Genomic DNA, 15,485 nt, shown 5'->3' on the forward strand with positions numbered 1-15,485 from the left:
GAGAGGGGCATGCAACTCGCCCCTCTCTTTTTTCTTAATAACCGCCCAACCAGTAGACGAAAACAATGATAGTTAAAACAGCAACCAAAAGACCCGTATAGATTCCTAATTCAGGCAATTCATGACCTTTTTGGTCCATGTGCATCCAAATATAAAGCTGGAAACCGGCTTGTATGATCCCAAGCACGATAATGAAAGGTATTACGAAAGCATTAGAGCCTCCGAGTATAACGGCTAAAAAGGCAAAAGCAGTAAGAATGATGGAAACGATAAAGGCAACAAGATGTCTCTTCTTCCCTTCCGGCTTATGAGGCTTGGAATTCGTTTCCGTATTGTTTACTTGTTGTGCCATCCATTAACCCACCTTTCCCATGAGATAAACAACTGTAAAGATGAATACCCAGATTAAGTCTACAAAGTGCCAATAAAGACTCGCTAAGTAGAACTTTGGCGCTGTTACGACAGTTAAGCCTTTCTTCGCCAACTGCATTTGAAGCAATGCAATCCAAACTACACCACCCAAAACGTGTCCCCCGTGGAATCCGACAAGCGTATAGAATGCAGATCCAAAGGCACTGCTGGACATGGTATGCCCTTCATGGATGTAGTGATAGAATTCATATCCTTCTAATCCTAAGAAGCAAAGTCCGAGAAATACGGTAATTCCAAACCAACGCTGCATGCTTGCCACATTGTGACGGTGCATGGCTTGAACTCCAAAAACACTAGTTAAACTACTCGTTAACAAGAGCATCGTTGCAACCGCAACAAGTGTCAGATCAAACAGTTCTTCACCAGTAGGCCCGCCTGCATAGGACTTGCGAAGGGCAATAAACGTAGCAAACAAAGAACCGAACAATACGACTTCTCCACCTAAGAAGAGCCAGAAGCCAAGAACTTTATTTTTGCCTTCAAGCGTCGCAGTCTCAGGATGGGCGGGAAGGGTTGTAAAATTTTGTGCCATTACGCCTTTACCTCCTCTTCATCCGGATGCAAATGGTATCCCGGATCGTCATAGATCGAACGCAAGAACATACATACAACTGTAATTCCCATTCCGATGATGACGATTAGATAGGCATGATTCATAAATCCAAAACCTGCAATAAATAGCCCCAGTGACATAATGAGCGGAATAATCGAAGGAGATGGCATATGAATCTCTCCCAGCGGCTCAGCCGGTGTCATCTTCTTCTTGCCAGCCATTTTCTCAATCCAGAACGCATCCAAACCACGAACTAGCGGAGTTTGAGCAAAGTTGTATTCAGGCGCTGGAGAAGAAATGGTCCACTCTAGCGTACGTCCGTCCCAAGGATCTGCTGGAGCTTTTTGCTTGCTCATCGCTGTCGCTACGACATTCGCTAAGAAGACAAGCGTACCGACTGTCATGGAGAAAGCTCCAATCGTACTGATAAAGTTACCTAGCTCCATCCCTTGGTTCGGCAAATAGGTAAATACGCGGCGCGGCATACCAATTAGACCAAGGAAATGCTGAGGGAAGAATGTAAGGTGGAATCCGATAAAGAAGAACCAGAATCCAATCTTTCCTAAAGTTTCGTTCAAAATCTTACCGAACATCTTTGGCCACCAATAATGAAGACCAGAGAAAAGAGCAAATACCATACCACCTACAATTGTGTAGTGGAAGTGGGCAACAACGAAGTAACTGTCTTGGAACTGATAGTCAGCCGGAGGAACAGAAAGCATAACCCCAGTCATACCACCAATTACGAATGTAGGCAAGAATCCTACAGCCCAAAGGTTTGCAGCCGTAAAGCGGATATGTCCTCCCCACATCGTAAACAACCAGTTAAAGATCTTAATCCCCGTAGGAACGGCGATCAGCATGGTAGCGATCGAGAACAAGGAGTTTGCTACAGGACCTAAACCAACCGTAAACATGTGGTGAGCCCAAACCATGAAACCTAAGAAACCGATGAGCACGGTAGCAAATACCATGGCACTGTATCCGAAAAGTCGCTTCTTAGAGAAAGTTGCAATAACCTCTGAAATGACACCAAAAGCAGGCAAGATCAAGATATAAACCTCAGGGTGTCCAAATACCCAGAATAAATGCTGCCAAATCACGATGTTTCCGCCAAGAGCCGGTTCGAAGAAAGCCCCTCCAAACAGGCGATCAAACATCAAAAGAACTAAACTAACTGTGATTGCAGGGAAAGCAAACAAGATAAGCGCAGATGTTACAAAGACGCTCCATGTAAACAGCGGCAAACGCATAAACGTCAATCCAGGTGCACGCATGTTAATGATGGTTACGAGGAAGTTAATCCCCCCCACCCATGTACCGATACCAGCAATCTGTAGACCAAGCACATAGAAGTCTACACCTGCTCCGCTGTAATTCTTTCCGGATAGCGGCAAATAAGCTGTCCAACCGGCATCAGGCGCTCCGCCTAAAAACCAGCTTAGGTTAAGCAATACTCCTCCAAGGAAGAATAGCCAGAATCCTAGAGAGTTCAAGAAAGGAAACGCTACGTCGCGCGCTCCAATCTGTAAAGGAACAATCGCATTCATCAAAGCAAAGATAATCGGCATCGCTGCCAAGAATATCATGGTAGTTCCGTGCATGGTGAGCAACTGATTAAACGTACCGCCCACAAAAATCTCTTGGTTAGGGTACATCAACTGAATACGCATGAGAAGAGCTTCTAAACCACCGATAAGAAAGAAGAATCCACCCGCAATCAGGTAAAGAATCCCGATTTTCTTATGGTCAACGGTCGTTAGCCAATCCCACAAGCCAGTTCTCTTTGGGTGTGCATGTGTAGCCAAGGTAATACCTCCTTTATTCGAGATTATTCAATAGTCAAGGTGTTCACGTATTCAACGAGATCATTAATTTGCTGTTCGTTTAATTTACCTTCGAATGCAGGCATCACATTTCCAGGCTTCAAGGATTGCGGGTTCTTGATCCATTGCGCTAAGTTATCGCTATTGTGCTCAACAAAACCAGCCAATACAGTACGATCCGCAAAACCAGCAAGGTTTGGCGCGATATCAGGAACTTTCAAGCCTTTCGTCGCGTCCACTGCGTGACAGCTGATACAGTTTTGGTTAAAGACTTCTTGTCCAGCCTTTGCAGAAGCAGGAACAGCCTTCGTAGCTGTAGCCTTCATATTGCCTACCCACTTGTCGAACTCAGCCGGTTCAAGTGCAACGACCTTAAAATCCATGAGCGCATGCGACGGTCCGCAAAGCTCAGCACATTTACCTTTATATGTACCTGGCTTATCCGCATGGAGCCACATGTTATTGATCATTCCTGGGTTCGTATCGATCTTTCCTCCGAGAGCCGGGATCCAGAACGCATGCATTACATCTTTAGAAGTAACTTGGAATTGAACTTTTTGGCCAGTAGGAATATACAAGTCCTGTCCAGCCGAGATTTCTAAATCCGGATATTCAAATTCCCACCAAAATTGGTGAGCTACCACCTTTACTTGCAACGCTTCCTCAGAGCTATGCTTCTCTGCCAAGTCAAATGTAAGAGAAACAGTAGGAACAGCTAGTACCGCAAGAAGAATAAGAGGAATAACCGTCCAAATAATTTCAAGCTTGTGGTTCCCTTCTACCTGTTCAGGAACACCAGTTTGTCCCGGACGCTTACGGAAACGGAACAACACGTAAACGTAAATCACCATTACCACAATGAATACGCCAATCATGATGTACAAACTGAGCATAATCAATGATAACTGCGCTGATGCTACGGGTCCTTTTGGATCCAAAGCAGACAGATACGGGTCTTGTGCGCACCCAGTGAGTACCAGCATCATTACCGCGAGCATTAGCGATAGACGCCCACTTAAATTCCATCGACTCATCAAAATCTAACCCCACTTTCTTGTTTAATCACTCTACCTATAATGGTTAGTCAATCTATTTTCCACCTAATAATGAGGTGGATGAACAGAAATTGCAAGCAAGTGCAAATCTGCAATAATGATATGAGGGCTTTGTAAACTTCCCTTATGAAAAACACATAAAACGACATTATCTACTTTCTTGCCAGTTTGCACAAGCATTAAACCGAGAAATAGATAATAGCAAAGATTTGTTTGCTAACCAAGGATATTTGCACCTGTTGTTTGCAATAGTCCTCCCCATTACAGTAGTCGGTAGTTATCACACTTGAAGATTATACATCATTGTAAGCATTATTTGAAGCGTGAAAAACGTATTTTTGAGGAAATACAAATTCTGGGGAAGATTTGTCTTCCTCTGCTTAATTATTGTTTATAATATGTGAACTTCAATATATTTTCCCTTTTGAATATGACAATTTTATGAACATTTCCATCTCACCCCCCATCCCTTTCGACAAATGCTACCTCCTCTTTTTCGATCGATCCCGCTCTTTTTCGACAACTCCCTCCTATCCTATCCTACAGAAATAATGAAAAAATATGATATATGTTCTCTTGAAATAATTTGCCTTCAAACCTACTTCACCGTTCCCTTACATACAAGACCTTTGTGCATCCAAAACTTTCCATCTAATATAGTAACCATACCCTCCCTATTTTCATACGTAACATCTAGTCTACCCAGTGAAAATAAAAATTTCTGACTATCTTGTGAACTTCTCTCTATAACCATAGTGTTAAAGGTGTTTTTTCATTATAATAGGCTTATTCGTGTAAAATAATCATTAAGCGAAGGGAGTTTTTCGCATGCTGAATCATCCGATTGGCCGCTTGCGCGCCATTGGTCTCATAGAAGGAGTGTCATTCCTCCTGCTGCTGGGTATCGCTATGCCACTGAAATATATTGCCGGGATTCCGGAAGCTGTCCGCGTCGTGGGCGCGATCCACGGTTTGCTATTTGTGTTGTATATCATGGCCGTAGCCCATGTGACCTATCGCTTTCGCTGGTCGATTGCCAAAGTAATAGGAGCCGTAGCCGCTTCCCTTGTTCCTTTCGGCAACTTCATACTAGACCGAAAGCTGCGCAACTACCAATAAGGAAGAATACTTGGCGAACTCATAAATGGATATTGTATTGACTAAGGGACGATTTCTATCTGAGAGAATCGTCCCTTTCTTTTTTGAAACCCTCCACGATCAATACTGCAGTTACAATATGATATAATTAGTTTTAAAAGATGAGGAGAAACACAAAAATGAATTGGTTAATCACCTATGACTATATATGGAAGCTAGGACTAGCCCTTTTTCTAGGATTGCTGATCGGTTTAGATCGTCAGTTAAAAAAGAAGCCTGTGGGGATTAAAACTTGCATGATCATCAGCGTAGCCAGCTGCCTGGTTACCATCGTATCGATTGAGTCTGTTCATATCTACTCGGTTGAAGGACACACCAACATGGATCCGATGCGATTGGCCGCCCAAGTGGTAAGCGGAGTCGGTTTTTTGGGGGCAGGGGTCATCCTTCGTCGCAATAATGACGTCATCTCCGGCTTAACGACCGCCTCCATGGTATGGGCTGCTTCAGGCTTAGGAATTGCAGTCGGTGCCGGTTTTATTCTTCAGGCGTCTGCAGCGGTGGTTATCATGATGCTAGCCATTAATGTCTTTCCTTCTCTTACGAAACTTCTCGGTCCGAAGAGCTTTCGCCAGCGAGATTTGCTCGTGAAGATGATCGTTGGGCCGCCCGACAAATTAGACCAAGTGTTTAAAGAAATTAAGCACCGCGGCATGAAGGTGAAACATGTAAAATTAAAGGATCTCGATGACTGTCTTTCCGAGGTCCAAATGATCATATTAGCCTCAGAAGAGCATTATACAACACATATTTATCGCTTGCTCAAAGACATTAAGGGTGTCATTAAGGTTGAGCTTGAAAGCCGATGATGTGAAAAACCCGCAGCCTTCTCCTCCTTGGAAAAGGCTGCGGGTTTTTACGTTAAGCGATCTCTTTGCCCAATGGCATGGTTACGGTGAACGTACTTCCTTCACCTATCCTGCTTGAAGCTTCAATACTGCCATGGTGAGCTTCCACAATCCATTTCGCAATCGCCAGGCCAAGACCGGTTCCGCCCATCTGCCTGGACCGATTTTTATCCACACGGTAGAATCGGTCAAAGATCCACTGAAGATCCTCCGCTGGTATGCCCACCCCTGTATCTTGGATCATCATCTTTAGAACAGAATGCTTGGCTTCCATGGCAGTGGATAAGACCAGATTGACCTGTCCCCCTTTTAGCGTAAATTTGATCGCATTATCCAACAGAATATAAATTAATTGCTTTAGCCTTTCCTGATCTCCTCGGAAGTTCAAGTGGGAAGGCGTTTCATAATTCAAGGAAATTTCTTTGGATTGCGCAAGCGCTTGAGTGGAGTCCACCGCTTGTCTCACAATGGGGATCAAATCGAAGCTTTCTATTTTCAGATCCGGGACCCCTGAATCGGAACGTGCGAGCGTAAGCAAGTCACTGACCATATTTGTCATGCGCTTGACTTCATTCTTCATATTGGAGAGCACTTTGCGGGAAAAGTCGGAAAGCTTTTCCTCCTCCTCCATATTCAGTACATCAAGAGATGAATTCAATATACTCAAAGGCGTCCGCAGCTCATGGGAAGCATCGGCGACAAACTCCCGCTGCCGCTGGAAAGACCTGCGGATCGGAATGATAGCCCGTTTGGACATAAAGTAGCTGAGAAAGATGGCAACAACCAAAAACAAAATTCCTATCACCATGAGAATGGACAGCAATCGTTCATTCACTTCATAAATGAAAGAAACGTTCCGTCCGGAGTAAAGGATGCACACCAACTGGTCTCCATTATAAATCGACCGTCCCGTCATCATTAAATGCATCTGTCGCGGTTCCTGCTGCGGACGGCCAAATCCTCCACGAGGAACAGGCGAATTGATGGTTCTAATGCGAATTTCATTCGATTGGGGGATCCATCCTCGCGCTTGTTTCAAAATCTCATGCCTCACCGGCTCAATAACCTCGTCCCCGAACAACAGTTGACCATTGGGAGCAACGACATAATAAAAGAATTGATTTTCACTTTGCAGGATATCTACCAGGATGTTCAGTTCCTGCGTGCTCATGGAGCCATCCTTAAGAAATTCTTTAATCGCCCTTGCCTGCTGATTGGCCGTTCTTTCTAAATGCCTTTCCTGATCGAAAGAGATAAGAAAATCTACAAGAAAATATACAATAGCAATAAACAGGATCAGAAAGACCATAATCAAAAAACTATATTGAGCAGCCAATCGGGCTTGGGTGTGGAGGAACATATCCTTTTTCAACTGCTGCAGTCGAGTTCCTAAATTAAACTTCAAGCTTATATCCCACCCCTCGAACACTATGGATGATGTCCGTTTCCATATTTAGTTTTTTTCGCAGCAGCTTAACCGTTGCGTCGATTGTCTTCAGCGCTACATCGGAATCATACCCCCAAATGCGTTCATAGATCACCTCTCTCGTTAGTACATGTCCCTTATTTCGGATCAGCAAGTCCAATAGCTGAAATTCCCGTTGGGTTAATTGAATCTCTTCTTCCCCATTGAATACCGTTCTGCTCGTAAGATCGATGCGGATATTTTGGATTTCGATCACTTGCTCCTGCAGTGGAGCAAAGTTTCGGCGTCCCAACGCCCGAATCCGGGCAAGCAGCTCATCCACCTCAAACGGCTTCACAACATAATCATCTGCCCCCGCATCCAAACCAATGACGCGATCCTCGAGCGCATCTTTAGCCGTTAACATAATGATCGCGCCGGAATATCCTTTTTTTCGCAAGCGGCGGCAAATTTCCACACCTTCCTCCCCTGGCAGCATCCAATCCAGAACAAGCACATCATAATGGGACTCAGTCGCATAATCGAATACTTGGTCCCCTTCCGTCAGCCATTCTACCTGATAGCCTCCTTTTTTCTTCAATAAATGAGCAACCAGTTCTCCTAAGTAAATATCGTCTTCCGCTAATAGGATGTTCAAAAAATCCACTTCTTTCACGTTGATTGATCGTAATAAGTATCTATTCATGATAGCGCAAATTAGAGAGAAATCGGTAAAAAATCACGAAATCTATTTTACAAAGAAAAGCCGATGTCCCTCAATAGAGAAACTTCGGCTTCAATTTATTTATACAAAATATCATCCTTTAACGTAGCTACTTTACTTAAGGCTTGATCGATATCGGATTCACTGACGCCAAAATGGGCCAGCGCGTCATGCAAATGATTGGCAATGGCATGGAAGTGTTCCGGCTGGAGATTCATTCCTTCATGCGCCTTGGCCATGGATGTTCCTGTATATTGATTCGGTCCGCCCAAAGCAAAGCTGATGAATTTCGTTTGGTGGCGGCGTTGTTTTTCCATATCGGTATTTTCAAAAAACTTGTTGACAGTGGGATCCTTCAACACCAGTTCAGAATAAAAGTAATCAACCACTTTAGCAATCGCTTCTTCTCCGCCTGCTTTTTCATAAAGGGTTTGTTCAGACATGCGCTTTCGACTCCTTATTGGATATTCTGTATTATTCTTTCTTAGCATAAGAGAAATTATGTTAATTTTATCACACGGTAGTTTCCTTAGTGTATCTTGATGTCCAGCGATCCGATTTGGGACACGACGAGCTCTTCATATTTCTTCTCCGCGAGCATAGTCCATTCCTTGGTTTCAGCCTGCGGGTTGGCTTGCTTTACAAAAAAAATAACAAAAAAGAGGGATACCCCTTTTCATCGGGCACGGTTTTAGAAGTTTCATCTACACTCACATTTGACAAATAAACCCATTGGGCTATACAATATTAACAATATTGCAAAAGTTGTTATAGCAACACTCATGAGGTGATTCCATTGAAATTAGTTTTTCATGATTACATCAGCATTTTTATTCATCAGACCGATCTAGCCCTGACTAATTATGTGAAAAGTAAACTCGTGCCTTTTAATCTGGCTCCTGAGCAAAATTTAATAATGATGTTACTCTGGGAAAAAGACGGCCTTAATCAAAATGAAATTGCAGAAAAATTAAATAAGGATAAAACCAATATTGCCCGCATGGTTTTTAACCTGGAACAGAAAGGCTTTATTCACCGAGTTTGCGGGGAACAGGATCGGCGTTCATTAAGGGTATTCCTCACTAGACAAGGTAAGGAACTAGGCAATCAGATCATCCCTTTAGCTGAAGAATTTAATGAGCTTGTATGTAAAGGCATTTCGAATGAAGAACTAATGGAAGTGCGAAGAATCCTATCAAAGATGTGCTCCAATGTCCAAAAGGACTAGGACATTTCTTTGAAATAAGTTTGTGTTATAACAACTAAACCTCACATATAAAAGGAGTTGTTGAAGATGTATGATATCGTCGTTATCGGTGCCGGTCCTGCCGGAGCCAGTGCAGCCTTATTTGCGGCAAAAGCCGGAAAGAAAACCTTGGTAATTGACAGTGACAAAAGCATGACCAAGCGGGCATGGGTTGAAAACCACTATGGCGTCATGGAAATCACAGGACCCGATCTCGTCGAGATCGGCAAAAAACAAGCGGCAAAATTTGGGGCGGAGATCACTGAGAACACCGTAACAAACATCGTGAAAACAGCAAACGGGGTGCAAGTCGAAACGGAAAATCAAAATTATGAGGCCAAGCATGTCATCCTAGCTACCGGAGCTGTAGCAGAACTTGCCGAAAAAATCGGGGTAAAAACCAAACCCGGAACTGAACCGCGCATCAAAACCGTCGTCGATGCAGACCCGGCTGGGAAAACCAACGTCGAGGGCATCTGGGCCGCAGGAACCGTTGCTGGAGTAAGTGTTCACACGATCATTACGGCTGGTGACGGTGCGAAGGTAGCGATCAACATCGTCTCTGAATTAAATGGAGAACGCTATGTTGACCACGATGTATTAAAGGCCTAATCGTATATAGCCGTTTGGAAGGATGATAACGGGAGTTTTTCCGGCTAAACCTCCAGAATCATGATTTTTTTCCGTGTTTTAGAGAAATAACCGGACTTTTTCCGATTATTTTCGCCAGAAAGTCATCATTTTTATAAATAGTCCGACTTTCTCCTGTTATCTGATACCTGCTTCTAGAATAATTAAATGGACAAAAAGATCCCTTTAAGCTGTTGCGATTCAGCTTTAAGGGATCTTTTTAGCAATTAAAAATATCAATCAAAATTTATAAACCTACCATTACTTGATAGGGCATTGAAAAAGAAATTGGATATGATGACTAAGCTTGTCCCGCAGATCCGAATTCACGGATTTTTCCTTTTACTGTTTCTTTAATGGCATCTCTTCCTGGCCCGATAAATTTACGCGGATCATATACCGATTGGTTTGAAGCTAAAACTTCCCGAACCACAGCCGTAAAAGCAATTTGATTTTCCGTATTCACGTTAATTTTCGAAGTACCAAGCGAAATGGATCGCTGGATTTGTTCGGTTGGAATCCCTGTACCGCCATGCAAGACCAAAGGAACCTTCGTCATATCGCGGATCGTTTCCATTTCCTTAAACCCTAATTTTGGCTCTCCTTCATAGGGTCCATGCACAGAACCCAGTGCAGGAGCCAGGCAGTCAATACCGGTCAACTCAACCAGTTTTCTGCATTCCTCTGGGTTGGCATAGATGACTCCATCTCCTATAACATCATCTTCTTGCCCACCAACGATTCCGAGCTCCGCCTCTACTGAAATGCCTCGATCGTGCGCGTACTCTACGACTTTTTTTGTAATTTCCACATTATCTTGGAAAGGATGATGGGAAGCATCAATCATTACGGATGTGAATCCCGCTTCTATCGCGTCTTTGCATTTCTCAAAACTGGAACCGTGATCCAGGTGAATCGCTACAGGCACGGTTATTTTCATGTCTTCAATTAAACCTTTTACCATGTTTACCACGGTTTTAAATCCACCCATGTAACGAGCAGCACCTTCAGATACACCTAATATAACGGGGGACTTTTCTTCTTGTGCAGCAGCCAAGATGGCTTGCGTCCACTCCAAATTATTCATGTTGAACTGCCCCACCGCGTATTTTCCTGCGAGAGCATTATCTAGCATATCTTTCATCGAAACTAATGGCATTGAAGTTTTCTCCTTTATTTAAAAATGTTGTTATGATTATATTACTATACCGGGACTTAAAATGATAGTCATGGACGAATAATGTCCCTAAAAGAATATGAAACAGCCTAACAACCGTTCTATTGCGCTTGTTATCCCAATTGACTTATTTTAATAAACGCTGTTCAAGCTTCTTCTTCTCTTCCTCAAAGCCAGGCTTCCCTAGCAGGGCAAACATATTTTGCTTATAAGCTTCCACCCCAGGCTGGTTAAAGGGATTAACGCCGAGCAAATGTCCACTAATCCCGCAAGCCTTCTCAAAGAAGTAAACCATTTGACCGAATGTATATTCATTCAATTCATCGAGTTCGACCACTAGGTTAGGGACGCCGCCGTCCACATGGGCTAATAAAGTGCCTTGAAAAGCTTTTTTATTCACTTCATCCATGGTCTTGCCGGCAAGAAAGTTTAAGCCATCCACATTGTCCGGATCCTCTTGAATGGTCATGCGGATCTTAGGTTTCGTAACTTGAAGCACCGTTTCGAAAAGATCCCGCCGTCCTTCCTGCACGTATTGCCCTAACGAGTGCAAATCCGTGGTAAAGTCTGCAGACGCAGGATAAATCCCCTTCTGATCCTTCCCTTCACTTTCCCCGAACAATTGCTTCCACCATTCCGATATGTAATGAAGAGACGGTTCGTAGTTGACAAGCAATTCGATCGTCTTCCCTTTGCGGTAAAGGACATTCCGAACTGCAGCATACTGATAGCATGCATTGCTCATCAGGTCATCGTTATTGTATTTTTTGGCGGCATCGGCAGCCCCTTGCATCATGCGATCAATATCGAGTCCCGCTACAGCAATCGGCAAGAGACCTACAGCGGTCAATACCGAATATCTTCCTCCGACATCATCAGGGATGACGAACGTTTCATATCCCTCTTCATTGGCCAGATTCTTCAGCGCTCCCTTGGCTTGATCCGTCGTTACATAAATTCGTTTTCTTGCTTCCTCTTTTCCGTATTTTTTCTCCAGGTATTCTCGGAAAACACGGAAAGAGATAGCAGGCTCTGTGGTTGTTCCCGACTTTGAAATGATATTGATAGAGATATCCTTGCCTTCCAAAACTTCCAATAAATGAGTAAGATACGTAGAGCTGATATTCTGACCTGCAAAATAAATTTCCGTGTTACCCTCTATTTGGTTATGAAAGGTATGCGATAGCGACTCGATGGCTGATCTTGCTCCTAAATAGGACCCGCCGATCCCGATCACCACAAGAACTTGTGAATCGTTTCGAATTTTCTCTGCCGCTTGCTTAATCCGTTCGAATTCTTCTTTATTATAATGGAAGGGTAAATCCACCCACCCAAGATAATCGGATCCTGGTCCCCTTTTTTCATGAAGAAAGGAATGAGCTGTTCTTACAAATTCTCTAAGGTTTTCAATTTCACTTTCCTGCATAAAGGATAATGCATTTGAATAATCAAACGAGATAGACATGGTTAACCTCCATACTTCTTTCAGTTCCACTGCCTAAATGGATAAACTTTTGGCCAAATGGTGTACGGACATATCGATGGTATGCTTGTCTTTAGCCGCTTCCTGGAAAGGAGTGTGAATGAGCTGGCCTCTCTTGAACCCTACCATCACACCAATTTCTCCTTCCAATAATAGATCCACAGCTTTCGCCCCCATCTGGCTGGCCATCATCCGATCGTAAGCGGAAGGAGATCCGCCGCGCTGAAGATGTCCCAGTACGGTCACCCTTGTTTCCAGGCCTGTTTTCTCCATAATGATGTCAGCGATATCTTGTCCCCGGCAGACACCCTCCGCCACTACGATGATGCTGTGCCTTTTTCCGCGCTTATTGCTTCGCTCCAGCCTGCCAATCGTATCGTTGATATCATGATTTTCCTCAGGGATAATGATGGATTCCGCTCCCGCACACAATCCTGCCCAGAGGGCAATATCGCCTGCATCCCGCCCCATTACTTCAATCACATAGGTGCGTTCATGGGATGTCGCGGTATCCCGGATTTTATCAATGGCCTCTACTGCCGTATTCACTGCTGTATCAAACCCAATGGTATAATCCGTACCAGAAATATCATTATCTATCGTCCCGGGAATCCCTATCGTTGGGAATCCCTGTTCCGTGAGTTTGCTTGCCCCGCAGAAAGATCCGTCCCCGCCAATGACGATCAATGCCTCGATCTGGTTCTCCCTTAATTCGGATAATGCTTTTTGCTGCCCCTCAACTGTCTTGAATTGTTCACTTCGGGCACTGCGAAGGATCGTACCTCCGCGATGAATAATATCCCCGACACTTCCTAAGTCCATTGGAATAAAATTTCCGTCCATTAACCCTTGATAGCCATTCTTGACACCGAAGACTTCCAGTCCCCTATAAATTCCTCGGCGAACAACGGCACGAATCGCAGCATTCATTCCTGGTGCATCCCCACCGCTAGTAAGTACTGCTATTCTTTTCATTCTTGCTCCTCCATTCTTTCCTCAGTCATTACCAAGGGTATTTCTATCAATCATGTACAGTCGTCAGTATTGCCCCTAACTCCTGCAATAATTTTATTTCAAGCTCGCCGTCTACCTCGCCTTCGATCTCAAGGGTTATTTCTTCCCCTTTAGACGCAGCCAAAGACATCACACCCATAATGCTTTTTCCGTCCACTCTTTTGGTTCCTTTAATCACGTTCACTGCACCTGAGAAAGAGATGGCTTTCTGCACAAATAACGATGCCGGACGCACGTGTAAACCTGCCCGATTTTGAATGACTATTGTTTTCAAGATCATGAAAAATCTCCTCCTCTCATCGTTTTTTTGTGATCATTTTATCATGGTCCTATTCAGCTTACTCACTATAGTCCGTATCCTCGTCACTGTATGACTCGCAGGCTTTGTCACGGCAGTCAAAGCATTCCGTGCGATTGCGTTCAAACGATGCCAGTTCGGTTTCACAGGAAATGCACAAATCCATCATGAATTCCTCCTTATATCAATTGATTAATTAAAGATTTAATACCAATACCTTTTCCCTAGTCATTGATTCGATGCTCTTGCGGACTCCCTGTACACCCAGACCCGAATTCTTCACCCCTAGGAATGGGAAGTGATCTGGACCGCGCTCGGTTCTGCCGTTAAATTGCACCGTACCGACTTCCAGCTTGGCAGCCATAGCAAAAGCTTTATCCATGTTTTGCGTGAAAATGCTGGCTTGCAAACCATACTCGGATTGATTGGTCAATTCTACTGCTTCTTCTTCCCCTTGAATGCGGATGATAGGCAATACAGGACCAAATGGTTCCTCCCATGCTACTCTCATCTCTTTCGTTACATGATCCAGAACTGTCGGATAGATTAAGTTGTCTACTCTCTTATTTCCCGTAATCACGGAAGCCCCTTTTAAAATAGCATCTTGAATCAGTCCATGAACAAAATCAGCAGACTCTTTATCGATTAGTGGAGTGATGTCCGTGTTTTGCTGCGGTAAACCCACAGTCAGCTTTTCAACCTGCAGTTTAAGCTCCTCAATCAGCTGATCCGCAACGGAGTCCATGACCACGATTCTTTTGATCGCCGTGCAGCGTTGCCCTGAATAGGAAAACGCGCCGCTGACAATCTGCTTCGCAGCCTCCTGAAGATTCGCATCTTCGAGGACAATCGCCGGATCCTTTCCGCCCAACTCCAGTACAAGCGGGATCATGGCTGCTTTCTGGGCGATATCCTGTCCCGTTTTCGTGCCTCCAGTGAAGGAAATCATGCGGATGGAAGGGTGTGTAACTAGAAAATCGCCAATTTCTGATCCTTTTCCGGTAACGACATTTAAAACACCATCAGGCATTCCTGCATTAACCAGGGCTTTTGCCATAAGCAAGGCACTGATTGAACCTTGGGTAGCCGGTTTGAGAACCACTGTATTTCCCGAAATTAAAGCGGGAGCTATTTTCGCTGCAGACAGGTTCACAGGATAATTAAAAGGAGAAATCGCCAAAATGACACCTAGAGGTTCTCTGCCAATGATCGCCATCTTCTTGGAGCTGCCTCCGGTGAAAGAATCGCCTTTCATCATTTCCCCGTGCACTCTTTTTCCCTCTTCAACCGTATATCGGATTAAATCGGCTGTCCGAACCACTTCATCTTTAGCTGATCCGAGTTTCTTCCCCACTTCCATCATGATGGCATTCGCAATTTCGTCCTGCATCTTCACCAGCTCGTCTGCCCAGTCAAGCAGCACTCGTCCTCGCTCATGAACGGGCAGGTCGGCCCACTCTCTTTGTGCATTAACCGCTCCGGCAATAGAAAGTTCCACTTCAGATCTAGTCATAGCCGGAACTCTTCCAACTACTTCTTGATTAGACGGAGATAATATATCAATAAATCGGTTGGATTCACTTGTACGCCATTCCCCATTCATTAGGAAACTGTAATTTTCATGTAATAGGATACT

Annotated in this window: 17 protein-coding genes; 4 read left to right on the forward strand and 13 right to left on the reverse strand. The window is 44.1% G+C overall.

Annotation, left to right across the window (positions count from 1 at the left end; all coding sequences use genetic code 11):
• Window positions 1-34: 34 nt before the first annotated feature.
• From ABLT31_RS10880 to coxB, 4 genes are read right to left on the reverse strand one after another with little or no spacing between them, the layout of a single operon-like run.
• Window positions 35-352: a cytochrome C oxidase subunit IV family protein gene (locus ABLT31_RS10880; protein WP_367751539.1), complete on the reverse strand. Its 318-nt coding sequence runs from the start codon at window positions 350-352 to the stop codon at window positions 35-37.
• Between the two features lie 3 nt (window positions 353-355).
• Window positions 356-964 (reverse strand): cytochrome (ubi)quinol oxidase subunit III, encoded by a 609-nt coding sequence (locus tag ABLT31_RS10885; RefSeq protein WP_367751540.1) that lies wholly within the window; start codon window positions 962-964, stop codon window positions 356-358.
• Window positions 964-2,793 carry a cytochrome c oxidase subunit I gene (gene ctaD, locus ABLT31_RS10890; protein ID WP_367751541.1) on the reverse strand — a complete coding sequence of 610 codons (1,830 nt, stop codon included), beginning with the start codon at window positions 2,791-2,793 and terminating at the stop codon, window positions 964-966. Before ctaD ends, ABLT31_RS10885 begins: the two co-directional genes overlap by 1 nt.
• A gap of 23 nt (window positions 2,794-2,816) precedes the next feature.
• The gene (gene coxB, locus ABLT31_RS10895) at window positions 2,817-3,845 is read right to left on the reverse strand and encodes a cytochrome c oxidase subunit II (protein WP_367751542.1); all 1,029 of its coding nucleotides are present in this window, start codon (window positions 3,843-3,845) and stop codon (window positions 2,817-2,819) included.
• Between the two features lie 849 nt (window positions 3,846-4,694).
• Here coxB and ABLT31_RS10900 point away from each other — a divergent pair.
• Both ABLT31_RS10900 and ABLT31_RS10905 read left to right on the forward strand, forming a co-directional pair.
• Entirely contained in the window at window positions 4,695-4,985 is a 291-nt protein-coding gene (locus ABLT31_RS10900) for a DUF3817 domain-containing protein (RefSeq protein ID WP_367751543.1), read from the forward strand.
• 170 nt (window positions 4,986-5,155) lie between these two features.
• A complete protein-coding gene (locus tag ABLT31_RS10905; protein ID WP_367751754.1) occupies window positions 5,156-5,833 on the forward strand; it encodes an MgtC/SapB family protein in 678 nt (225 codons plus the stop codon).
• Between the two features lie 52 nt (window positions 5,834-5,885).
• Here ABLT31_RS10905 and ABLT31_RS10910 read toward each other — a convergent pair whose 3' ends face one another.
• From ABLT31_RS10910 to ABLT31_RS10920, 3 genes are all read right to left on the reverse strand, one after another.
• Window positions 5,886-7,277: a sensor histidine kinase gene (locus ABLT31_RS10910; RefSeq protein ID WP_367751544.1), complete on the reverse strand. Its 1,392-nt coding sequence runs from the start codon at window positions 7,275-7,277 to the stop codon at window positions 5,886-5,888.
• Window positions 7,267-7,935 carry a response regulator transcription factor gene (locus ABLT31_RS10915; RefSeq protein WP_367751755.1) on the reverse strand — a complete coding sequence of 223 codons (669 nt, stop codon included), beginning with the start codon at window positions 7,933-7,935 and terminating at the stop codon, window positions 7,267-7,269. The genes ABLT31_RS10910 and ABLT31_RS10915 overlap by 11 nt, the downstream gene beginning before the upstream one ends.
• 143 nt (window positions 7,936-8,078) lie before the next feature.
• Window positions 8,079-8,444, reverse strand: coding sequence for a group I truncated hemoglobin (locus ABLT31_RS10920; RefSeq protein ID WP_367751545.1), 366 nt, complete (start codon window positions 8,442-8,444; stop codon window positions 8,079-8,081).
• Between the two features lie 344 nt (window positions 8,445-8,788).
• On the opposite strand from ABLT31_RS10920, the gene ABLT31_RS10925 reads away from it, so the two are divergent.
• Both ABLT31_RS10925 and ABLT31_RS10930 read left to right on the forward strand, forming a co-directional pair.
• On the forward strand, window positions 8,789-9,229 hold the full coding sequence (locus tag ABLT31_RS10925; RefSeq protein WP_367751546.1) for a MarR family winged helix-turn-helix transcriptional regulator: 441 nt from the start codon (window positions 8,789-8,791) through the stop codon (window positions 9,227-9,229).
• A 66-nt stretch (window positions 9,230-9,295) separates the two neighbouring features.
• Window positions 9,296-9,859 (forward strand): FAD-dependent oxidoreductase, encoded by a 564-nt coding sequence (locus tag ABLT31_RS10930; protein ID WP_367751547.1) that lies wholly within the window; start codon window positions 9,296-9,298, stop codon window positions 9,857-9,859.
• Window positions 9,860-10,178: 319 nt separating this feature from the next.
• Here ABLT31_RS10930 and ABLT31_RS10935 read toward each other — a convergent pair whose 3' ends face one another.
• The 6 genes from ABLT31_RS10935 to ABLT31_RS10960 form a co-directional block, all read right to left on the reverse strand.
• The gene (locus ABLT31_RS10935; RefSeq protein ID WP_367751548.1) at window positions 10,179-11,036 is read right to left on the reverse strand and encodes a class II fructose-bisphosphate aldolase; all 858 of its coding nucleotides are present in this window, start codon (window positions 11,034-11,036) and stop codon (window positions 10,179-10,181) included.
• A gap of 145 nt (window positions 11,037-11,181) precedes the next feature.
• Window positions 11,182-12,519 carry a glucose-6-phosphate isomerase gene (locus ABLT31_RS10940; RefSeq protein WP_367751549.1) on the reverse strand — a complete coding sequence of 446 codons (1,338 nt, stop codon included), beginning with the start codon at window positions 12,517-12,519 and terminating at the stop codon, window positions 11,182-11,184.
• Between the two features lie 33 nt (window positions 12,520-12,552).
• Entirely contained in the window at window positions 12,553-13,512 is a 960-nt protein-coding gene (pfkA, locus tag ABLT31_RS10945; RefSeq protein ID WP_367751550.1) for a 6-phosphofructokinase, read from the reverse strand.
• A 46-nt stretch (window positions 13,513-13,558) separates the two neighbouring features.
• The gene (locus ABLT31_RS10950; RefSeq protein ID WP_367751551.1) at window positions 13,559-13,831 is read right to left on the reverse strand and encodes an HPr family phosphocarrier protein; all 273 of its coding nucleotides are present in this window, start codon (window positions 13,829-13,831) and stop codon (window positions 13,559-13,561) included.
• Window positions 13,832-13,889: 58 nt separating this feature from the next.
• Window positions 13,890-14,018, reverse strand: coding sequence for a hypothetical protein (locus ABLT31_RS10955; protein WP_367751552.1), 129 nt, complete (start codon window positions 14,016-14,018; stop codon window positions 13,890-13,892).
• Window positions 14,019-14,045: 27 nt separating this feature from the next.
• On the reverse strand, window positions 14,046-15,482 hold the full coding sequence (locus ABLT31_RS10960) for an NADP-dependent glyceraldehyde-3-phosphate dehydrogenase (RefSeq protein ID WP_462976485.1): 1,437 nt from the start codon (window positions 15,480-15,482) through the stop codon (window positions 14,046-14,048).
• Window positions 15,483-15,485 lie beyond the last annotated feature (3 nt).

The organism is Ammoniphilus soli, assembly GCF_040813775.1.

Bases quoted from the DNA above. Each gene is read 5' to 3' on its own strand.
- ABLT31_RS10880 (WP_367751539.1), bottom strand. From the start codon at position 352: ATGGCACAACAAGTAAACAATACGGAAACGAATTCCAAGCCTCATAAG.
- ABLT31_RS10885 (WP_367751540.1), bottom strand. From the start codon at position 964: ATGGCACAAAATTTTACAACCCTTCCCGCCCATCCTGAGACTGCGACG.
- coxB (WP_367751542.1), bottom strand. From the start codon at position 3,845: ATGAGTCGATGGAATTTAAGTGGGCGTCTATCGCTAATGCTCGCGGTA.
- ABLT31_RS10900 (WP_367751543.1), top strand. From the start codon at position 4,695: ATGCTGAATCATCCGATTGGCCGCTTGCGCGCCATTGGTCTCATAGAA.
- ABLT31_RS10920 (WP_367751545.1), bottom strand. From the start codon at position 8,444: ATGTCTGAACAAACCCTTTATGAAAAAGCAGGCGGAGAAGAAGCGATT.
- ABLT31_RS10930 (WP_367751547.1), top strand. From the start codon at position 9,296: ATGTATGATATCGTCGTTATCGGTGCCGGTCCTGCCGGAGCCAGTGCA.
- ABLT31_RS10935 (WP_367751548.1), bottom strand. From the start codon at position 11,036: ATGCCATTAGTTTCGATGAAAGATATGCTAGATAATGCTCTCGCAGGA.
- ABLT31_RS10940 (WP_367751549.1), bottom strand. From the start codon at position 12,519: ATGTCTATCTCGTTTGATTATTCAAATGCATTATCCTTTATGCAGGAA.
- pfkA (WP_367751550.1), bottom strand. From the start codon at position 13,512: ATGAAAAGAATAGCAGTACTTACTAGCGGTGGGGATGCACCAGGAATG.
- ABLT31_RS10950 (WP_367751551.1), bottom strand. From the start codon at position 13,831: ATGATCTTGAAAACAATAGTCATTCAAAATCGGGCAGGTTTACACGTG.
- ABLT31_RS10955 (WP_367751552.1), bottom strand. From the start codon at position 14,018: ATGATGGATTTGTGCATTTCCTGTGAAACCGAACTGGCATCGTTTGAA.